Origin of the sequence: Plesiomonas shigelloides, assembly GCF_900087055.1 — a bacterium.
Taxonomy (GTDB): domain Bacteria; phylum Pseudomonadota; class Gammaproteobacteria; order Enterobacterales; family CAMTGL01; genus Plesiomonas; species Plesiomonas shigelloides.
On record NZ_LT575468.1, the window covers coordinates 1,721,320 to 1,736,036 of the forward strand.

15 protein-coding genes and 3 tRNA genes are annotated in these 14,717 nt (G+C 47.2%); 6 read left to right on the forward strand and 12 right to left on the reverse strand.

Going from position 1 to position 14,717, the window contains the following annotated elements:
• Positions 1–39: 39 nt before the first annotated feature.
• Positions 40–1,410, forward strand: a complete 1,371-nt coding sequence (locus NCTC9997_RS07495; RefSeq protein WP_064977736.1) for an MATE family efflux transporter — start codon at positions 40–42, stop codon at positions 1,408–1,410.
• A gap of 137 nt (positions 1,411–1,547) precedes the next feature.
• Here NCTC9997_RS07495 and NCTC9997_RS07500 read toward each other — a convergent pair whose 3' ends face one another.
• Both NCTC9997_RS07500 and NCTC9997_RS07505 read right to left on the reverse strand, forming a co-directional pair.
• Positions 1,548–1,727: a hypothetical protein gene (locus NCTC9997_RS07500; protein ID WP_036769754.1), complete on the reverse strand. Its 180-nt coding sequence runs from the start codon at positions 1,725–1,727 to the stop codon at positions 1,548–1,550.
• A gap of 130 nt (positions 1,728–1,857) precedes the next feature.
• Complete coding sequence (locus tag NCTC9997_RS07505) at positions 1,858–2,124, reverse strand: hypothetical protein (protein ID WP_064977737.1); 267 nt, start codon at positions 2,122–2,124, stop codon at positions 1,858–1,860.
• A gap of 629 nt (positions 2,125–2,753) precedes the next feature.
• Here NCTC9997_RS07505 and NCTC9997_RS07510 point away from each other — a divergent pair.
• The gene (locus NCTC9997_RS07510) at positions 2,754–4,349 is read left to right on the forward strand and encodes a phosphoethanolamine transferase (protein ID WP_197665179.1); all 1,596 of its coding nucleotides are present in this window, start codon (positions 2,754–2,756) and stop codon (positions 4,347–4,349) included.
• Positions 4,350–4,442: 93 nt separating this feature from the next.
• Here the strand turns inward: NCTC9997_RS07510 and NCTC9997_RS07515 are convergent, their stop codons facing one another.
• From NCTC9997_RS07515 to NCTC9997_RS07540, 6 genes are all read right to left on the reverse strand, one after another.
• On the reverse strand, positions 4,443–4,874 hold the full coding sequence (locus NCTC9997_RS07515; RefSeq protein ID WP_064977739.1) for a GNAT family N-acetyltransferase: 432 nt from the start codon (positions 4,872–4,874) through the stop codon (positions 4,443–4,445).
• A 34-nt stretch (positions 4,875–4,908) separates the two neighbouring features.
• A complete protein-coding gene (locus tag NCTC9997_RS07520) occupies positions 4,909–5,364 on the reverse strand; it encodes a hypothetical protein (protein WP_064977740.1) in 456 nt (151 codons plus the stop codon).
• A 170-nt stretch (positions 5,365–5,534) separates the two neighbouring features.
• Positions 5,535–5,611, reverse strand: a tRNA-Val gene (locus NCTC9997_RS07525).
• A 30-nt stretch (positions 5,612–5,641) separates the two neighbouring features.
• Positions 5,642–5,718, reverse strand: a tRNA-Val gene (locus NCTC9997_RS07530).
• A gap of 11 nt (positions 5,719–5,729) precedes the next feature.
• Positions 5,730–5,806: transfer RNA gene (locus tag NCTC9997_RS07535), tRNA-Val, on the reverse strand.
• Between the two features lie 227 nt (positions 5,807–6,033).
• Complete coding sequence (locus tag NCTC9997_RS07540) at positions 6,034–7,410, reverse strand: histidine-type phosphatase (protein WP_064977741.1); 1,377 nt, start codon at positions 7,408–7,410, stop codon at positions 6,034–6,036.
• Positions 7,411–7,826: 416 nt separating this feature from the next.
• Between NCTC9997_RS07540 and NCTC9997_RS07545 the strand changes: the two genes are divergently transcribed.
• Positions 7,827–8,195, forward strand: a complete 369-nt coding sequence (locus tag NCTC9997_RS07545) for a hypothetical protein (RefSeq protein WP_010863633.1) — start codon at positions 7,827–7,829, stop codon at positions 8,193–8,195.
• 119 nt (positions 8,196–8,314) lie between these two features.
• Here the strand turns inward: NCTC9997_RS07545 and pbpG are convergent, their stop codons facing one another.
• Both pbpG and NCTC9997_RS07555 read right to left on the reverse strand, forming a co-directional pair.
• Complete coding sequence (pbpG, locus tag NCTC9997_RS07550; protein ID WP_052021589.1) at positions 8,315–9,190, reverse strand: D-alanyl-D-alanine endopeptidase; 876 nt, start codon at positions 9,188–9,190, stop codon at positions 8,315–8,317.
• Positions 9,191–9,219: 29 nt separating this feature from the next.
• Entirely contained in the window at positions 9,220–9,714 is a 495-nt protein-coding gene (locus tag NCTC9997_RS07555) for a YehS family protein (RefSeq protein ID WP_010863635.1), read from the reverse strand.
• Positions 9,715–9,899: 185 nt separating this feature from the next.
• Between NCTC9997_RS07555 and ybcJ the strand changes: the two genes are divergently transcribed.
• Positions 9,900–10,112 carry a ribosome-associated protein YbcJ gene (gene ybcJ, locus NCTC9997_RS07560; protein WP_010863636.1) on the forward strand — a complete coding sequence of 71 codons (213 nt, stop codon included), beginning with the start codon at positions 9,900–9,902 and terminating at the stop codon, positions 10,110–10,112.
• A gap of 116 nt (positions 10,113–10,228) precedes the next feature.
• Positions 10,229–11,056 (forward strand): sugar-phosphatase, encoded by an 828-nt coding sequence (gene yidA, locus NCTC9997_RS07565; RefSeq protein WP_010863637.1) that lies wholly within the window; start codon positions 10,229–10,231, stop codon positions 11,054–11,056.
• A 78-nt stretch (positions 11,057–11,134) separates the two neighbouring features.
• Here the strand turns inward: yidA and NCTC9997_RS07570 are convergent, their stop codons facing one another.
• Positions 11,135–11,545 carry a hypothetical protein gene (locus NCTC9997_RS07570; protein WP_064977742.1) on the reverse strand — a complete coding sequence of 137 codons (411 nt, stop codon included), beginning with the start codon at positions 11,543–11,545 and terminating at the stop codon, positions 11,135–11,137.
• A 177-nt stretch (positions 11,546–11,722) separates the two neighbouring features.
• Between NCTC9997_RS07570 and cfa the strand changes: the two genes are divergently transcribed.
• Positions 11,723–12,901: a cyclopropane fatty acyl phospholipid synthase gene (cfa, locus tag NCTC9997_RS07575; protein ID WP_064977743.1), complete on the forward strand. Its 1,179-nt coding sequence runs from the start codon at positions 11,723–11,725 to the stop codon at positions 12,899–12,901.
• Positions 12,902–13,040: 139 nt separating this feature from the next.
• Here cfa and NCTC9997_RS07580 read toward each other — a convergent pair whose 3' ends face one another.
• Positions 13,041–14,543, reverse strand: coding sequence for a DNA recombination protein RmuC (locus tag NCTC9997_RS07580; RefSeq protein WP_064977744.1), 1,503 nt, complete (start codon positions 14,541–14,543; stop codon positions 13,041–13,043).
• Positions 14,544–14,717 lie beyond the last annotated feature (174 nt).

Below are 14,717 nucleotides of genomic sequence, written 5' to 3' on the forward strand. Positions count from 1 at the left end.
CTGCTGTCGCTTTGCGTTGTTTTTTCTTTCGGAGTTTTTGTGCAGAGATACCGTTTAGAAGCAAAAAGCTTGCTTAAACTGGCAATTCCAGTGCTGATTGCACAGGTTGCCCAAACCTCTATGGGTTTTATTGATACCGTGATGGCGGGTAAAGTCAGCGCGGCAGATATGGCCGCCGTGGCAGTGGCATCGTCTATCTGGTTGCCGGCGATTTTATTTGGTCATGGTTTACTGATGGCGCTGACGCCAGTGATCGCGCAGCTTAATGGCTCTGGGCGTCGTGATCGTATCGGTCACAAAGTGCGTCAGGGATTTTGGCTGTCTTGGATCATCTCTATCCCGATCATGCTGGTGCTATATGGCAGCCGGATTATCGTGGAGCAGATGGATATTGACCCGCACTTGACCGATCTGACGGTGCGTTACCTGCAGGTGATCATGTGGGGTGTGCCGGGCTATCTGATGTTTGCCGTGCTGCGCTCGTTTAACGAGGGGCTATCCAAAACCAAACCGGGGATGGTGATTGGTTTTGTCGGCTTGCTGATCAACATTCCGGTTAACTATATCTTCATCAATGGTAAGTTTGGTGCGCCAGCACTGGGCGGCGTGGGCTGTGGCGTGGCGACTGCCATGGTGTATTGGTCTATGTTCTTGATGATGCTGTATTATGTCACGCACGCTCGCAGTTACCGTGACTTAAAAGCCTTTGATAGTTGGGAAAAGCCTGAAAGCAAAACGCTGGTGAAGTTGACGCGTCTTGGCTTCCCTATCGCGATGGCGATGTTCTTTGAGGTAACACTGTTTGCGGTTGTCGCCCTGCTGGTATCTCCATTAGGTACAACTATTGTAGCGGGTCACCAGATTGCGTTGAACTTCAGCTCGATGGTCTTTATGTTGCCGCTGTCAATGGGGATTGCGGTGACTATCCGCGTTGGTCATCGTTTGGGTGAGAAATCCCCTGATGATGCACGTGTGGCGGCCATTACTGGTTTAGTTGTGGGCTTTACGCTGGCGATGTCGACCGCTATTTTGACCATCTTGTTCCGTGAAAGTATCGCCAATATTTACAATAGCGATCCACAGGTTATCCATGTTGCCATGCAGTTGATGGTGTTTGCCGGTATTTACCAGTGTTCCGATTCCATTCAGGTGGTCGGCAGTGGCGTACTGCGTGGCTACAAAGATACCCGCGCTATCTTCGTGATCACCTTCATCTCTTACTGGCTGATTGGTTTACCGATCGGTTATGTACTGGGACGCACCAATTATTTGGTACCTGCAATGGGTGCGCACGGTTTCTGGATTGGCTTTATCAGCGGTCTGACTACCGCCGCGTTACTGTTCCTGATCCGCATCCGTTGGTTGCAGCGTCAGGACAAACACAAGATCTTGGAGATGGCCAGCCGCTAATCGTTTACTGATTGCTGACAGCTCACCGAGCGGTCAAACAAGAAGTGCTGTCAAACAAAAATCCCGCATCAATGTCCGTTGACTGGCCGATGATGCGGGATTTTTTTTATCGCAGCGAGCTTATAACTATGGCGAGATTATTCCCGACTCACCCTCTTTAGCAGGCTAAAAGACAGGCCAAGCAACACGCCGAACAATCCCAAGAAAATTAAGAAGGCGTAGCCATGATGCGCCATGGCGTAAAGATCATGTTTCTCAAACCACATCATGAAAGAGACATTAAGCACTAACGCTACAATAATGAATAAAATCATCATGATAATAATCCATGTAAAAGGCTCGCTTTAATCTGAGTCCGTTTTTTGCCTACTTTAATCTCTGCCATGTATACAACAGATAAACTACGACAATATTCAGAGCCCGATATTCATTACTGAGTGTAGCTATTCAGCGCAGCAGCAAACTCAAATGTGCAGAAACGATATGATTACGCTCCTTTTTAGATAAATCCGCTTTTTGATTTTTATTGCTCATCACCGGTTTAACATAGCGTGCCGGCCAGTTGAACACCGCGCTTTGTTCGGCGATCTGAATCCGTGGCCATGAGTCAGACAGCGTACCGGGCAATCGTGTGGACGTAATGGCTTTGGCTGTCGACAACGTGGATACGGGCAACAGCAAAAGAATACAAAGCACAGCACTTAACATATGCATATCGCCATACTCCTACTTTATACCTGACGTCAACCCCATCCCAGACAGTTAACCTACCTCGCTCCACTGCAACTCACTTAAGCTAACGTTGTTAGTGCTAACTTGGCGTTAGCTCACTTTCTAGAAGTACTGGGAGATTACTGTTAGCGTGAGATTCACTACGATTTGTTTATCTCTTGTTAATGACTCTAGATGTTTTCTCGCTGACAGCAAGAGCCCCGCACGATTATTATGTGTAACAGTCTTTTGCTATTTAATTTCTAGCCGGTTAATTGTTGTTGATTGATTTTCAACGGGTTATTTATTTCATTGACGGATGCCGATGAAATTTATCACCGCACAAAGAAAATCTAGGCGATTAAAACAGCAAACCAATATGCACTTACACGCATCACAGAAAATAAAAATAACACATTGCAGCAACTTTCCGCTCAAGCACGGCTCTAACTGAGCGGCAGGTATGTTATAAAAGCCCTCGACGAAATACACACTGGCACAATAACAATATTAATTTTCATTAAACTTCATGCTATTAGCAGAAAACTACGGGTAGGTATCACTTGTTAAGACACAACACTTCAGGTAAACGGATGTTCCCGAGGCTGTCTCTTTCGTGCAGTAAGGAAACTGTGACGTTTCTTACCAGCTTATATTTGGGCACAGTTCTTAATTTTAGTTTTTATGCCCAGCTGGCGGCTATCTTTAAAGAGATGGCGACTGTCCATCCAGCATTTATCATTAGTATTCCCTTTTTTGTTGTCTTTACCCTCAACCTCGCGCTCAACCTACTCAACTGGCGCTACCTGATTAAGCCGGTCATTATCCTACTGTTAATGAGCTCCGCTGCCGTTTCTTATGCCATGATCAAATACAGTGTCGTATTTGATCGCGACATGATTCAAAATATTTTTGAAACCAATGTGGCAGAGGCTCATGCGTATATTAATGCCTCCTCCATCACCGCCTTTGCGCTGTTTGTTATCCCTCCGATTTTTTTATTGCTCAATACAAAAATTCAGTACGGTGGGTTTTGGCGTGAACAGGTGCGTCGTTTAGCTAGCATGGTTGTTTCAGTCGTGGTAATTGCCATTATTGCGCTCTTTTTCTACAAAGATTATGCGTCAGTGGGCAGAAACAACCCGCAATTGCTCTCACAAATTGTCCCCACTTATTTTATTCGTAATACATATAAGTACATCAAAAAGGCCCATTTCTCAGCGCCAGTACCTTACACCACGGTAGGTGCAGATGCAGCGCGAACGCGTGTGCCGACAGAAACCAAACCATCAATTACCGTATTGGTTCTCGGGGAAACCTCGCGTAGCGCTAACCATTCACTGAATGGCTATGCGCGTGATACCAACCGATATACCCAACAATTAGGCATGATTTCGTTTAAGAATGTCAGCTCATGTGGCACGGCAACTGCCCTTTCGGTGCCTTGTATGTTCTCCAATTTGGGGCGTAGCAATTACAACGAACAACAAGCCAAAAATCAGGATAATGCGTTGAATGTCATTCAACGCGCGGGGATTAACGTAACTTGGCTAGAAAATGATGGGGGCTGTAAAGGTGTTTGTGACAAGGTCACCACCATTACTATTAATCCCGCTGAAAAAAATGCCTATTGCAACGGCAAGACATGTTACGACGAGGTGTTTTTACCTGAGTTAGACAGCCTGCTCAACAAAACCGACGGTAAAGACGCGTTGATTGTCTTACATGTGATTGGTAGCCACGGCCCAACCTATTATCAGCGCTATCCGGCCGAAAAACGCCTATTTACGCCAGATTGTCCGCGCAGTGATATTGAAAACTGCTCAACAGAGCAATTGGTTAATACCTATGACAATACGATCGCGTATACCGATTATGTGATTTCTAAAGTGATTAATCGGCTCGATGCTCCTGCCCTGACACAGAAATACAACACCAGCTTATTGTATATCTCTGATCACGGCGAGTCTTTGGGTGAGTCCGGTTTATACCTGCATGGCACGCCATACAGCGTGGCACCAGACACTCAAACTCAGGTTCCAATGATGCTATGGATGTCGCCCCAGTTTATTGCTCAGCGTGACATCAATGCCGAATGTCTGAAACAAAAAGCAGGCAGCCAAGCATATTCCCACGATAACTTATTCCATACTTTGCTGGGGATAACTGGCGTGAAAACGCAAGCTAAGAACGGTGAGTTGGATATTCTGGCGGCCTGTCAATCCTAACAGCCATCAGCACACAAAGTTCGTCATACACAAAAGGGTTCAGCAATGAACCCTTTTCATGTAGAGATGATGATGATGAGTTATGTGGCGTATTCACGCAGAGTGATGCAAAACTTTATGCATTGGGACATGCAAAATGTCCGCTTCGATAAACTCATCACCACAGGCGGTAAACCCTAAGCGATGGTAAAAATCCACCGCATGGCTTTGTGCGCCTAGAAAGACTCGTGGGTAGCCCTGCTCTTGTGCAAACTGAGCCAGCGCATTTACCACTTTCGCGCCCATGCCTTTACCGCGACTACTTTTCAGTACAGCCACGCGCCCGATATGGCCATCAGCCAGAATGCGCCCGGTCGCGACCGGTTGACCATCTACAAACACCAGCGCATGCCATGCTTGTGGATCTTCACCGTCTAAATCCAACGCTCGGGAGATGTTTTGTTCCTGACCAAACACGGTTTCTCGAATCTGACAAATATGCTGCTGATCCGCTCCTGAGAATGTAACAACCCTGACTTCTTCCATTTCTACTTCTCCGGCGGATGATAATAAGGAGGGGTTATCGACGCAATCTGTCGATGACACCACTGATGACGGCAGGCGTAACCAGAACAATCTGTGCGCATAACACGTAATACGCCAAGCGATAGGGATAGCCCGCCATCCCCGATACTAGCATTGCCAAGATCAGAAACACTAACCCAGACAATAAACCGTTCCTGAACCGTTTTTTTCTTTGTTTAAAAAAGAACCAGAAATAGACGAGCGCGATTATCGTAAAACAAGCTGTCATCATTGACAGATTCAGCCCCCAACCGACACCACCGCGAAAATGGCGACCAAGGGAATGCGCATACTGATGTCCGACCGAGTACAACGCTGATAGCGCCATCGTACTCAACAAAGCACTGATCACTGTAAACAGAATACACGGCCACCGCGCTATTGGAGACGCCGTATTGTTTGGCAAGGTATTTATTGACGCGGAGTTTGCGGCAGATTTTTTTACTGACATCACGGTAATCCTCTGCTGCATTTCATGACTGAAAGCCCGCACAAAACAGCGATGCAGAGGAAGATAAACGAAGAAAGGGCTTTTGGATATGCGAGAAGACGTATTTTAGAAAACAAGGGCTAGAAAACAAATACGACAAAGCCTCGCATACCGAGGCTTTGTCTGAGATCTGGTACACCCAAGTGGACTCGAACCACCGACCCCTACCATGTCAAGGTAGTGCTCTAACCAACTGAGCTATGGGTGTATGTTGTACAGGTTGCTTATCTGCTGAATTTGGTACACCCAAGTGGACTCGAACCACCGACCCCTACCATGTCAAGGTAGTGCTCTAACCAACTGAGCTATGGGTGTATCGCAGATTTTGGTGCGTCCTAGTGGACTCGAACCACCGACCCCCACCATGTCAAGGTGGTGCTCTAACCAGCTGAGCTAAGGACGCTTTGCAACTCGCTTCACGACATGTTGCCGTTGGAAGCGAGGTGAATATTAACGATAGCTCGGGATGCTGGCAAGTGAGAAAGTGCAAAAAAATCAAATCACTGAACTGATTGGCCTAAATTGCATCAATCCGTTGATTTTTCATGCCAACCAGTTCACAGCTTCACTGCACTCTACTGCATGTCCGCACAAAATCACCTCGAGCATCACCGATTGCGCCCCCCGAAGCTAATCACCCCGCAGCGCCTGCAAGGTACAAGAGGGAATAATATGCTGCTTCACATAGCGATTAAAGTCAGATAACTGGCACCAACCCGCCCGCTCACTTGCAGTTTGGCAACCAGGCAGTTGCAGTGTCACCGCATGTGGAGGTTCAGTTAAGGTTAATGGTGTTTGTTCGCGCATTTGCGCCAAGCTTTGGTACACCACTTGTACCCGTAACCAAGGCGTACCACGGCTATCTCGCCAACGCTCAAAGACCAACTCGCCTCCTGGCGGGGTATTATCCGGCTGTTGTGGCAATGTCCAATCGGTGCCCAGTAAACCAGAAAGATTTGCCAAATTCGTGTCATGGCCGGCTAAAAAGACGATACGCGCCTTCGCGGCCGGCGAACCTAATGAATCTGCACCGGCGCTATCATTTAGCGCAGCGGTGATGGTCTGTAATAATGCAGAGCCTTGATGCGCGGCGATGTATGGCGTGCGAAACGCCAAGTTAAACGCGGCATTATGCAAACTGAGCAGCTTGTTCCACTGTGCCTCAGTGTGAATACGTCCCCACCCCGGCGCGGCCATGCCTTGGGCTTGTTGCAGTAAGAACATCTCCGCCAAGGTGGAGGACAAACTCAGCGCGCCATGTTGCTGTATCTTTACTCCATCACCGATAGTGACTTTTTCCGGCATCGTCGCCGCTAAGGTACAAACACCTGATTGCGGGGCGTTTAACTGGCAATAGGCGGAATCCTCAAAGCGTAACACCTTATCCATCAATGCCAGCGCTGGCGCATGTGCTTGGTTAATTTTGCCTAACGGTATGCCGACCTGCATTTGTACCGCAGCAAGGGCGGTATCGGGATCCATTTTGCAAGTGGAGTCCGGCTGAATATGAAATAGCGGATCTTTTTTGCGTACATCAGACTGATGGTGAATAGACAAACCGCAGCCCGGCGCTAAACCTTGCAAGAAGGCCTCACCGGTTTTACGCGTCCGTTCATCCACATCAGCCCAAACATAGATATCAGCCGGAGCCGGACAGCCTTTGGTGCTATCGGTTTCTGCCGCAGCTGCTGTCGACGACGCTGTCGCAGCAGCACTCAACAGCCCCTGCTCGCGCCAATACTCTCGGTAATAACGCCCCATCAAGGAGATCAGATGCTCGCCGCGTGGCGTGATATCCCCCAAGGGAACCGGCCACGCAGGCCACGGCTCAGGCGTGACTTGGTAGAGTAACGGCGGCATTTTTGTTGGTGCACGCACACCATGCCGACTCAAGATCACGACCTTCTCCAACGTCATCTCCGGTATATCAGACGTTCCCGAGGCCGATGATGCGGTAGATTCCGCTACCGCAGACGCCTGCGCCAACCCACTCCACAGTCCGATCATCGCCAGCGCGAGTCCTGCTAGTCGGCGCTGGCGGTGTTTTGTATATGGTGAACTGAGATAAGTGGCAACGCGCCTACTCGGGGTAACCTTTAAACTGTGCATGATCAACATCCTTATTCTTAACTCATTGCTATGTTTTCATTGATTCTGCTGCAACGGTAATATTCTACCTCGCCTATTTTGTAACAAGTAATTTAACTTAACATTCACTTTTATATTCAGATAGATACTCCAAGTCAGCCTGTTTTTTCTCTCTACAATCTACGTGTAAACAAACTCGACGTTAGAGGTATAGCGCTATAGATGGCTGTTATGCACAATTCGATATATGTTAAGGTTTTACTGATATTCAATAAGATAATGCATGACGTTAACATCAGAATCGTTAACGCTTAACCAAATATAGGTATTTAATTATGATGATGCAGAAATGCGTATATGGGCTTTCTCTGGCGCTGCTGCTGAGCACTTCGGCACATGCCAACATCCTCAATCGCGACTGCACCATGGAAAAAGCAACACGCAACGCAGCAATGGAAGCAACACTAGGTGTAAGTGGTAACTGTACTGTAGAAAAAGCACTCAAAGAACAAGCCGGAAAAGCTGTAGGTTGGGATGAAAAAAAAGATGCGCTAAATAATACCCAAGAGCGTATTAAAGACAGTAAGCAGGCGCTCAATCACGATATTCGTACGGCAAAAGAGCGAGTGAATAATACTCGTGATTCGATTGAAGATGCCATACAACATCCTGAAAAAGCCATTATCAAGCAAGCGCTTAAATAAGCTTAACCCACTATTAGCTATTTATTATATGCACATAAAAAAACCGCCATCATGGCGGTTTTTTATTATTCACATTACGCTCGCTAATCACTTATTCATCGCTCAGTAATGGAAACCCATTAGCGACGAGCGACGGATGGCACGGCTGCCGGCTTGCCGCCTTCCACCCATTGGCGAATACGATTAGCATCCCCCACTGGCGTGCGTTTACCCACAGAGTCAAGCAGCACAATGGTCAAATCGTTTTTACCACCAGGCTGAGCACGCATAACCAAACAGCGCCCTGCTTCATCGGTAAACCCAGTTTTACTTAAGCGCACGTTCCAATTGTCATTTCTAACCAGTGGATTGGTATTCACAAATTGCAACGCATAGGCGGGATTTTTAAATCGCATCTCATGACTTTCGGTCTGCGTGAACTGACGAATCAGCGGTTTTTGATAGGCCGCTTTTACCAGTTTTGCAAGATCGTTGGCTGTTGATACGTTATGTGTCGACAGACCGGTTGAATCAGAGAAACGCGTATTTTTCATTCCCAGCGATTTGGCCTTTCGGTTCATCGCTTTAACAAATGCGCTCTTCCCACCCGGATAATGACGCGCTAAGGCAGACGCCATGCGGTTTTCTGATGACATTAATGCCAGCAGCAACGCATCGTGACGCGTAATTTGCGTACCAAAGCGGATACGCGAGTGGGTATTTTTTAGTGTGTCGCGGTCCCGTTTATCGACCGTAATCACTTCGTTTAGATTTTGTTTTGCATCCAGAACCACCAACGCGGTCATCAGTTTTGTCACTGATGCAATAGGAACCACTTTATTGGGGTTTTTCGCATAGAGGGTTTTGCCCTTTCGCGTATCCACCACCAGCGCACTGGCTGACGCCAATTTTAATTCTGCTGGTTTAGCCGATGCGTGTACCGGGGTTATGCTTGCCACGAAAAATGAACATGTCAGCGCATAAACAAGACCTAAAATGCGGCTCCTTTTGCTCATACAAACTCCATCCATTTACATATACAGGATCAATGATTTGGTTTTTTATCTGTTTGGGTATTCGGGCGTTTTACCCGAGCTAAGCCTTTTAAAAAATTGCGCAGAAACTGGTCTCCACAAATCCTGTAGTTTTTATGATCTTTTTGACGAAATAATGCACTGAGCTCTGGTTTAGAAATCCGCAGCTGCGCCGCTGACAGAATATTGATTATGTCGTCATCCTTTAATTGAAGCGCAATACGGATTTTACGCAACACTAAATTGTTGGAAAAACCTTCTTTTATTGGTGGCTTTGCGGCACTTTCCGGAGCTGGACCACGAAAATGGGTAATCAGCCCATCCAAAAATGCCATCAATGCCGCATCAGGACACTCGCGAAAATCCGCTTCATCCTCTTTTGACAGCCATGAGGTAACGGTTTCGGCCGTGGTTTCATATCCTTCACCTTTCATCAGGTTACGGATTTTAGTTGCACTCAGTTGCAGTGAGTAACGTAGGCTTCGCAAAACATCGTTAGTAATCATGGAGTTCCAAATTCGGTTAAATGTATACCGCAGATTACCCGCGGTAAAAGCGTGCGCATACTAGCACAACCACTCTCAGAGGGAATATCAATATTGCGCTCGCTCTGCGCCCAAGTTAGCTGATAAACTGTAAAAAACTTTTTAGACCGTGATACCGCACGGCTTTCTTTGCAAAAGGCATTGTCATGGACATCTTCCATCTTGAAAACCACCCTTATGTTGAACTGTGTGATTTGCTGAAAATTCAGGGCTGGAGCGAAAGCGGCGCGGCAGCAAAAGCTGTGATTGCTGAAGGTCTGGTTAAAGTTGACGGACAAGTTGAAACCCGTAAGCGTTGCAAGATCCAATCTGGTCAGGTTGTTTTGTTCCAAGGCCAGAGTGTTAAAGTCAAAAGCTAATCGCATGCGAACTTTCACACGGTAACGACTCAATGCCATTCCTGCTCTGTTGCAGAATGGCATTTTTATTTTCCCAATTCATGACTGTTGTAGAAGATAAAATCTAAGGAATACTGATGTATAAGTTGCTTGCTCTGGATATGGATGGAACCTTGCTGACTTCACAGGGTGAGATTTCACCCAACACGCGTGAGGCCATTGCGAAAGCCAGGGCAATGGGCGTGAAAGTAGTGCTAGCCTCTGGCCGACCGCTGGAAGGTATGCTGCCGTATCTGAACACTCTAGGGCTGAACACCGATGACGATTTTGTCTTGTGCTATAACGGCTCATTGATTCAAAAAGCCGGTAGCCATGACGTGGTTCGTAGCTGCATTTTAAATGGTTGCGATGCACATGCGCTGCAAACGCTCAGCCGTGAGTTAGGTGTGAATATTCACGCGTTTTCACGCCGGTTAGGATTAATCACGCCAAAACGCAACCATTACACCGAACATGAAGCGAAACTGAACGGGATCCCGCTGCTGGAGATGGACTTTGCCGAGCTCCCTGCCGATGAAGAGATCCTGAAAGTGATGTTCATCGATGAGCCCGAGGTGCTCTCCGCGGCCATCGCGCGGCTAACCCCTGACCTGCATCAGCGCTATACCATCGTACAAAGCGCGCCGTATTTCCTGGAGTTCTTGAACCCATCCAGTAATAAAGGAATTGCTGTTGGCATGCTGGCAGACTATTTGGGATTAGATGCATCAGAGGTGATTTGCGTGGGTGACGCCGGTAACGATCGCCACATGATTGAGTTTGCCGGACTCGGCGTTGCGATGGGTAATGCCACTGAGGATATCAAGGCGATCGCTGACTTCGTGACCAAGAGCAATGATCAAGACGGTATCGCCCACCTGATTGAGCGTTTTATCGTGAACCCTGAGCTGGAAAGCTGTGTTTGAGTTTGGTTTTTCCGGAACGCTAACGGTACTGCTACATAGATAAACAGGTTTCAATCGGTAGCCGCGACGGCTGTATCATCACGTTATACAGCTGTCGCGGCTACATTGTTTTTGTCTCACCATCGTTCTTGTATCACCAGCACGGTTTTCCTTGGTTATTGTCCTCTGTTTCTCTGTTTCTCTGTTTCTTGGTGCCTCTTTGTCTATTTGCCCCTTCTTATTGCCCTTTTCTCTTTTTAGCCAAGCTGAATATCGACAAAAAATGCGCCCAACAAACATTTCATAATGCTGATGAATGTAACCGAATACATCGAATAAAGAGGCGAAAAACTTAGCAAGTTGAATAAAATACCCACAGCCAAATCCACGTTCACACTCACCTGATATCTCAGCCATATGAACCGAATTCCCCGTATAACTGGCTCCCAAATCATATTCGTCATACAAATGAAATGAGTTATTTGAACTGGTGCCGGTTTTGAGCGCCACAAAACATCATTTGATTGTCACAAAATTCGCTTACAAACAGATAAATAATCTGCTGATCTTACTTTTCCCTTTAGCGCGTATTTGCGTTACATATTTAAAACCAGAAGTCATTTTCACGTAAAAGAATAAGAAAAGCGTGTTGTATTTTTAGGATTAAATTCAGAGGGTAAGCCCGTAATGAAAGCGCAAAATACCGAATGTCTTACATCAACAGACGATCTTGAGTGTGCAGAGATTAAACCGGATAACTGGACCCGGATTGCCACCGAATTGCTGGATAAAGCCGGTATTATGATTAATGGACCGCGTCCTTTTGATATGCGGATTAAGCATCCCGACACGCTGATGCGGATCTTGCAAGAAGGTTCATTAGGATTAGGTGAAAGCTATATGGATGGCTGGTGGGAGTGCGACCGGCTAGACGTCTTCTTCGACAAAGTGTTGACCGCAAAACTTGATCAACAACTGCCCTCTCATCTGAAAGATATTTTGCGTATTGCGCGTGCGCGGCTATTTAATATGCAAACCCGCCACCGCGCGTGGCAAGTCGGCAAAGAGCATTATGATTTGGGTAATGACCTGTTTAACGCCATGCTCGATCCAAACATGCAATATTCTTGCGCATATTGGAAAGATGCCGATACCTTGGCCGATGCGCAAGTGGCCAAGCTGAAGATGATATGCGAAAAACTGCAGCTCAAGCCGGGAATGAAAGTGCTGGATATTGGCTGTGGTTGGGGCGGCTTAGCAGCGTACATGGCAAAAGAGTATGGCGTCAGCGTGGTTGGTGTGACTATCTCTAAAGAGCAGCAGCAACTGGCGCAAAAACGGTGTGAAGGCTTGCCGGTACAAATCATGCTGCAAGACTATCGCGATCTAAACGAAGAGTTTGACCGCATTGTATCCGTTGGGATGTTCGAGCACGTGGGGCCGAAAAACTACCGTACCTATTTCAATGTGGTGAATCGCTGCCTGAAAAAAGATGGCTTATTCCTGCTGCACTGCATCGGCAGTAACACCTCAGGAGTTAAAGCTGATGCGTGGATCAGTAAATATATCTTCCCGAACGGCTGCTTACCATCTATTCGCCAGATTGCCGACGAAGCGGAAGGCCATCTGATTATGGAAGATTGGCACAACTTTGGCGCTGACTACGATAAAACATTGATGGCGTGGGACGAGAACTTTGTCCGCGCATGGGATTCAATCAAAGACAACTACTCCCCTCGTTTTTATCGGATGTTCCGCTACTACTTGAATGCCTGCGCTGGCGCGTTCCGTGCTCGTGATATTCAACTGTGGCAAGTGCTGTTTAGCCATAGCGGCCTGCGCGGTGGCGTCTATATTACGCACTGATTATGATTGATTCACTGTGATTAATTGGCGGTGAGTGTTAGTTTCACGCTCAATTGCACTGCATCAAGCACAATAAAAAAGAGGCTTTCGCCTCTTTTTTATTTACGCATGTATCACGTGTAGTAAACACGCCTTGCGTTTACTCCGCGCCGGAGTCTGTCATCATCGCCAAGCGTTCTTGTTCAAAATCGGCATTTAACGGCTCTAACACCGGCATGCTGCGAGTGATATTGGAAGACAAACGCTGGAAACGCTCAACTTTGCCATGTAAGCCCTGTCGACCAGCTAATGCTGTCACCGTTTTATTATAATGGTTGCTGGCGGCTGTCAGTGTGTTGCCTAGGCGCTGTAAGTTTTCGGCGACGACACACACTTGGTTGTAAATCTCTCCGGCACGCGCCGTGATCTCCTGCGCTTCGCTGTTGCTGCGTTCAATCATCCACAAATTAGAAACCGTACGTAGTACCGGCATTAAGGTAGTATGCGACACGAGAATCACTTTTTTCTCGTAGCCGTAGTTGAACAAATCACGACCATATTGCAACGCAGCGATATACGCCGGCTCTACCGGCATAAACATCAGCACAAAGCCCGGGCTATTAATGCCGCACAGATTGCTGTAATCCTTACTGGCCAAATTATCGATATGATTTCTCACCGCTTTAACGTGATCCTGCAATGCTTGCAGACGGCTAGCATCATCGGTGGCGGCCACGGCCTGACTGTAGTCAATCAGTGAGACTTTGCTATCAATAATCAGATGTTTGCCATCCGGTAAATTGATCACAAAATCAGGGTAATAGGTTGAGCCATCGGCACTTTTGAATACGGCCTGCGCCTGATAATGTTCATCTCGCAGCAGCCCTGCCAATTGCAGCGTCTGCTCTAACTGTGCCTCGCCCCAGTTACCGGCCAGTTTTTTATCCCCTTTCAAGGCGCCAGCAAGCATGGATGCTTCTTCAGACATCTTCATGCCGATATCAAGCACTTTACGGATCTCAGACTCCAGCACCACATTGCCTTTGAGTGATTCTGCATGGACTTCATTAACCCGGCGCTGAAAACCTTCAATTTGCTCACGAAATGGTTGCAGTAAACGGGCTATCGAAACCTGACTTTGCTGATTAAAGACCTGATTTTTCTCATCCAAAATCTGATTAGCAAGATAGTGAAACTCCGTTTTCAGCTGCTGACGGCTTTGTTCCAGATCCCGTTTTTGCTGCTCTAATACGTGCTGTTTTTCGGTTAATACCGCTTTGAGTTCCGTATGCTCACTGAGTAAGTAGGTGTAGTTTTCGTTCAGTACACTCAGAGCGTGCTCTTTATCCAACAGCAACTGCTTCACATCTTGCAGATGTTGCTGCGCAGACTCACGTAAGGTTTGTTGACGTACCAGCTCTTGCTCGGCTTGACGGCATTGCTGTTCACTAAGCTGCAGGGCTTGAGCCTTCTCATTTAAGTGACGTTGTAACTCATCATACTGCTGAGCAAATTGGCGCTCAAGGTAAAGACGCTCCTTTTCCCACTCCGCTTCCGCCTGCTCTGCTTGGCGCTGTGCATTTTTGTGATTCAGTATCAACAGAAGCAGCGTTAATGCCGATACAGCCGCCAGCACTATCACCAGCGGTGACAATGTGATCATGTTTCTCTCCTTGATTCGCTCAGCGCGCCTTTCCCTTTCAAACGATACCGTAGAAGGAAATCGAGCAAGACATTGTTCGTACTCTACCCTAACCGAGTGAGTTAACCATCTGATTATCCCACAGTTAACCCGCTGTTGGCTTATCTTGTTGAGCTTTATATCTGGCGCGTGATG

What these genes read in the sequence shown, in the direction of transcription:
- NCTC9997_RS07555 (WP_010863635.1), bottom strand. Translation starts at nt 9,714, where the DNA reads ATGATTACTAACGATGTTTTGCGAAGCCTACGTTACTCACTGCAACTG.
- ybcJ (WP_010863636.1), top strand. Translation starts at nt 9,900, where the DNA reads ATGGACATCTTCCATCTTGAAAACCACCCTTATGTTGAACTGTGTGAT.
- NCTC9997_RS07520 (WP_064977740.1), bottom strand. Translation starts at nt 5,364, where the DNA reads ATGTCAGTAAAAAAATCTGCCGCAAACTCCGCGTCAATAAATACCTTG.
- NCTC9997_RS07580 (WP_064977744.1), bottom strand. Translation starts at nt 14,543, where the DNA reads ATGATCACATTGTCACCGCTGGTGATAGTGCTGGCGGCTGTATCGGCA.
- pbpG (WP_052021589.1), bottom strand. Translation starts at nt 9,190, where the DNA reads ATGAGCAAAAGGAGCCGCATTTTAGGTCTTGTTTATGCGCTGACATGT.
- NCTC9997_RS07545 (WP_010863633.1), top strand. Translation starts at nt 7,827, where the DNA reads ATGATGATGCAGAAATGCGTATATGGGCTTTCTCTGGCGCTGCTGCTG.
- NCTC9997_RS07515 (WP_064977739.1), bottom strand. Translation starts at nt 4,874, where the DNA reads ATGGAAGAAGTCAGGGTTGTTACATTCTCAGGAGCGGATCAGCAGCAT.
- cfa (WP_064977743.1), top strand. Translation starts at nt 11,723, where the DNA reads ATGAAAGCGCAAAATACCGAATGTCTTACATCAACAGACGATCTTGAG.
- NCTC9997_RS07540 (WP_064977741.1), bottom strand. Translation starts at nt 7,410, where the DNA reads ATGATCGGACTGTGGAGTGGGTTGGCGCAGGCGTCTGCGGTAGCGGAA.
- NCTC9997_RS07500 (WP_036769754.1), bottom strand. Translation starts at nt 1,727, where the DNA reads ATGATGATTTTATTCATTATTGTAGCGTTAGTGCTTAATGTCTCTTTC.
- NCTC9997_RS07505 (WP_064977737.1), bottom strand. Translation starts at nt 2,124, where the DNA reads ATGCATATGTTAAGTGCTGTGCTTTGTATTCTTTTGCTGTTGCCCGTA.
- yidA (WP_010863637.1), top strand. Translation starts at nt 10,229, where the DNA reads ATGTATAAGTTGCTTGCTCTGGATATGGATGGAACCTTGCTGACTTCA.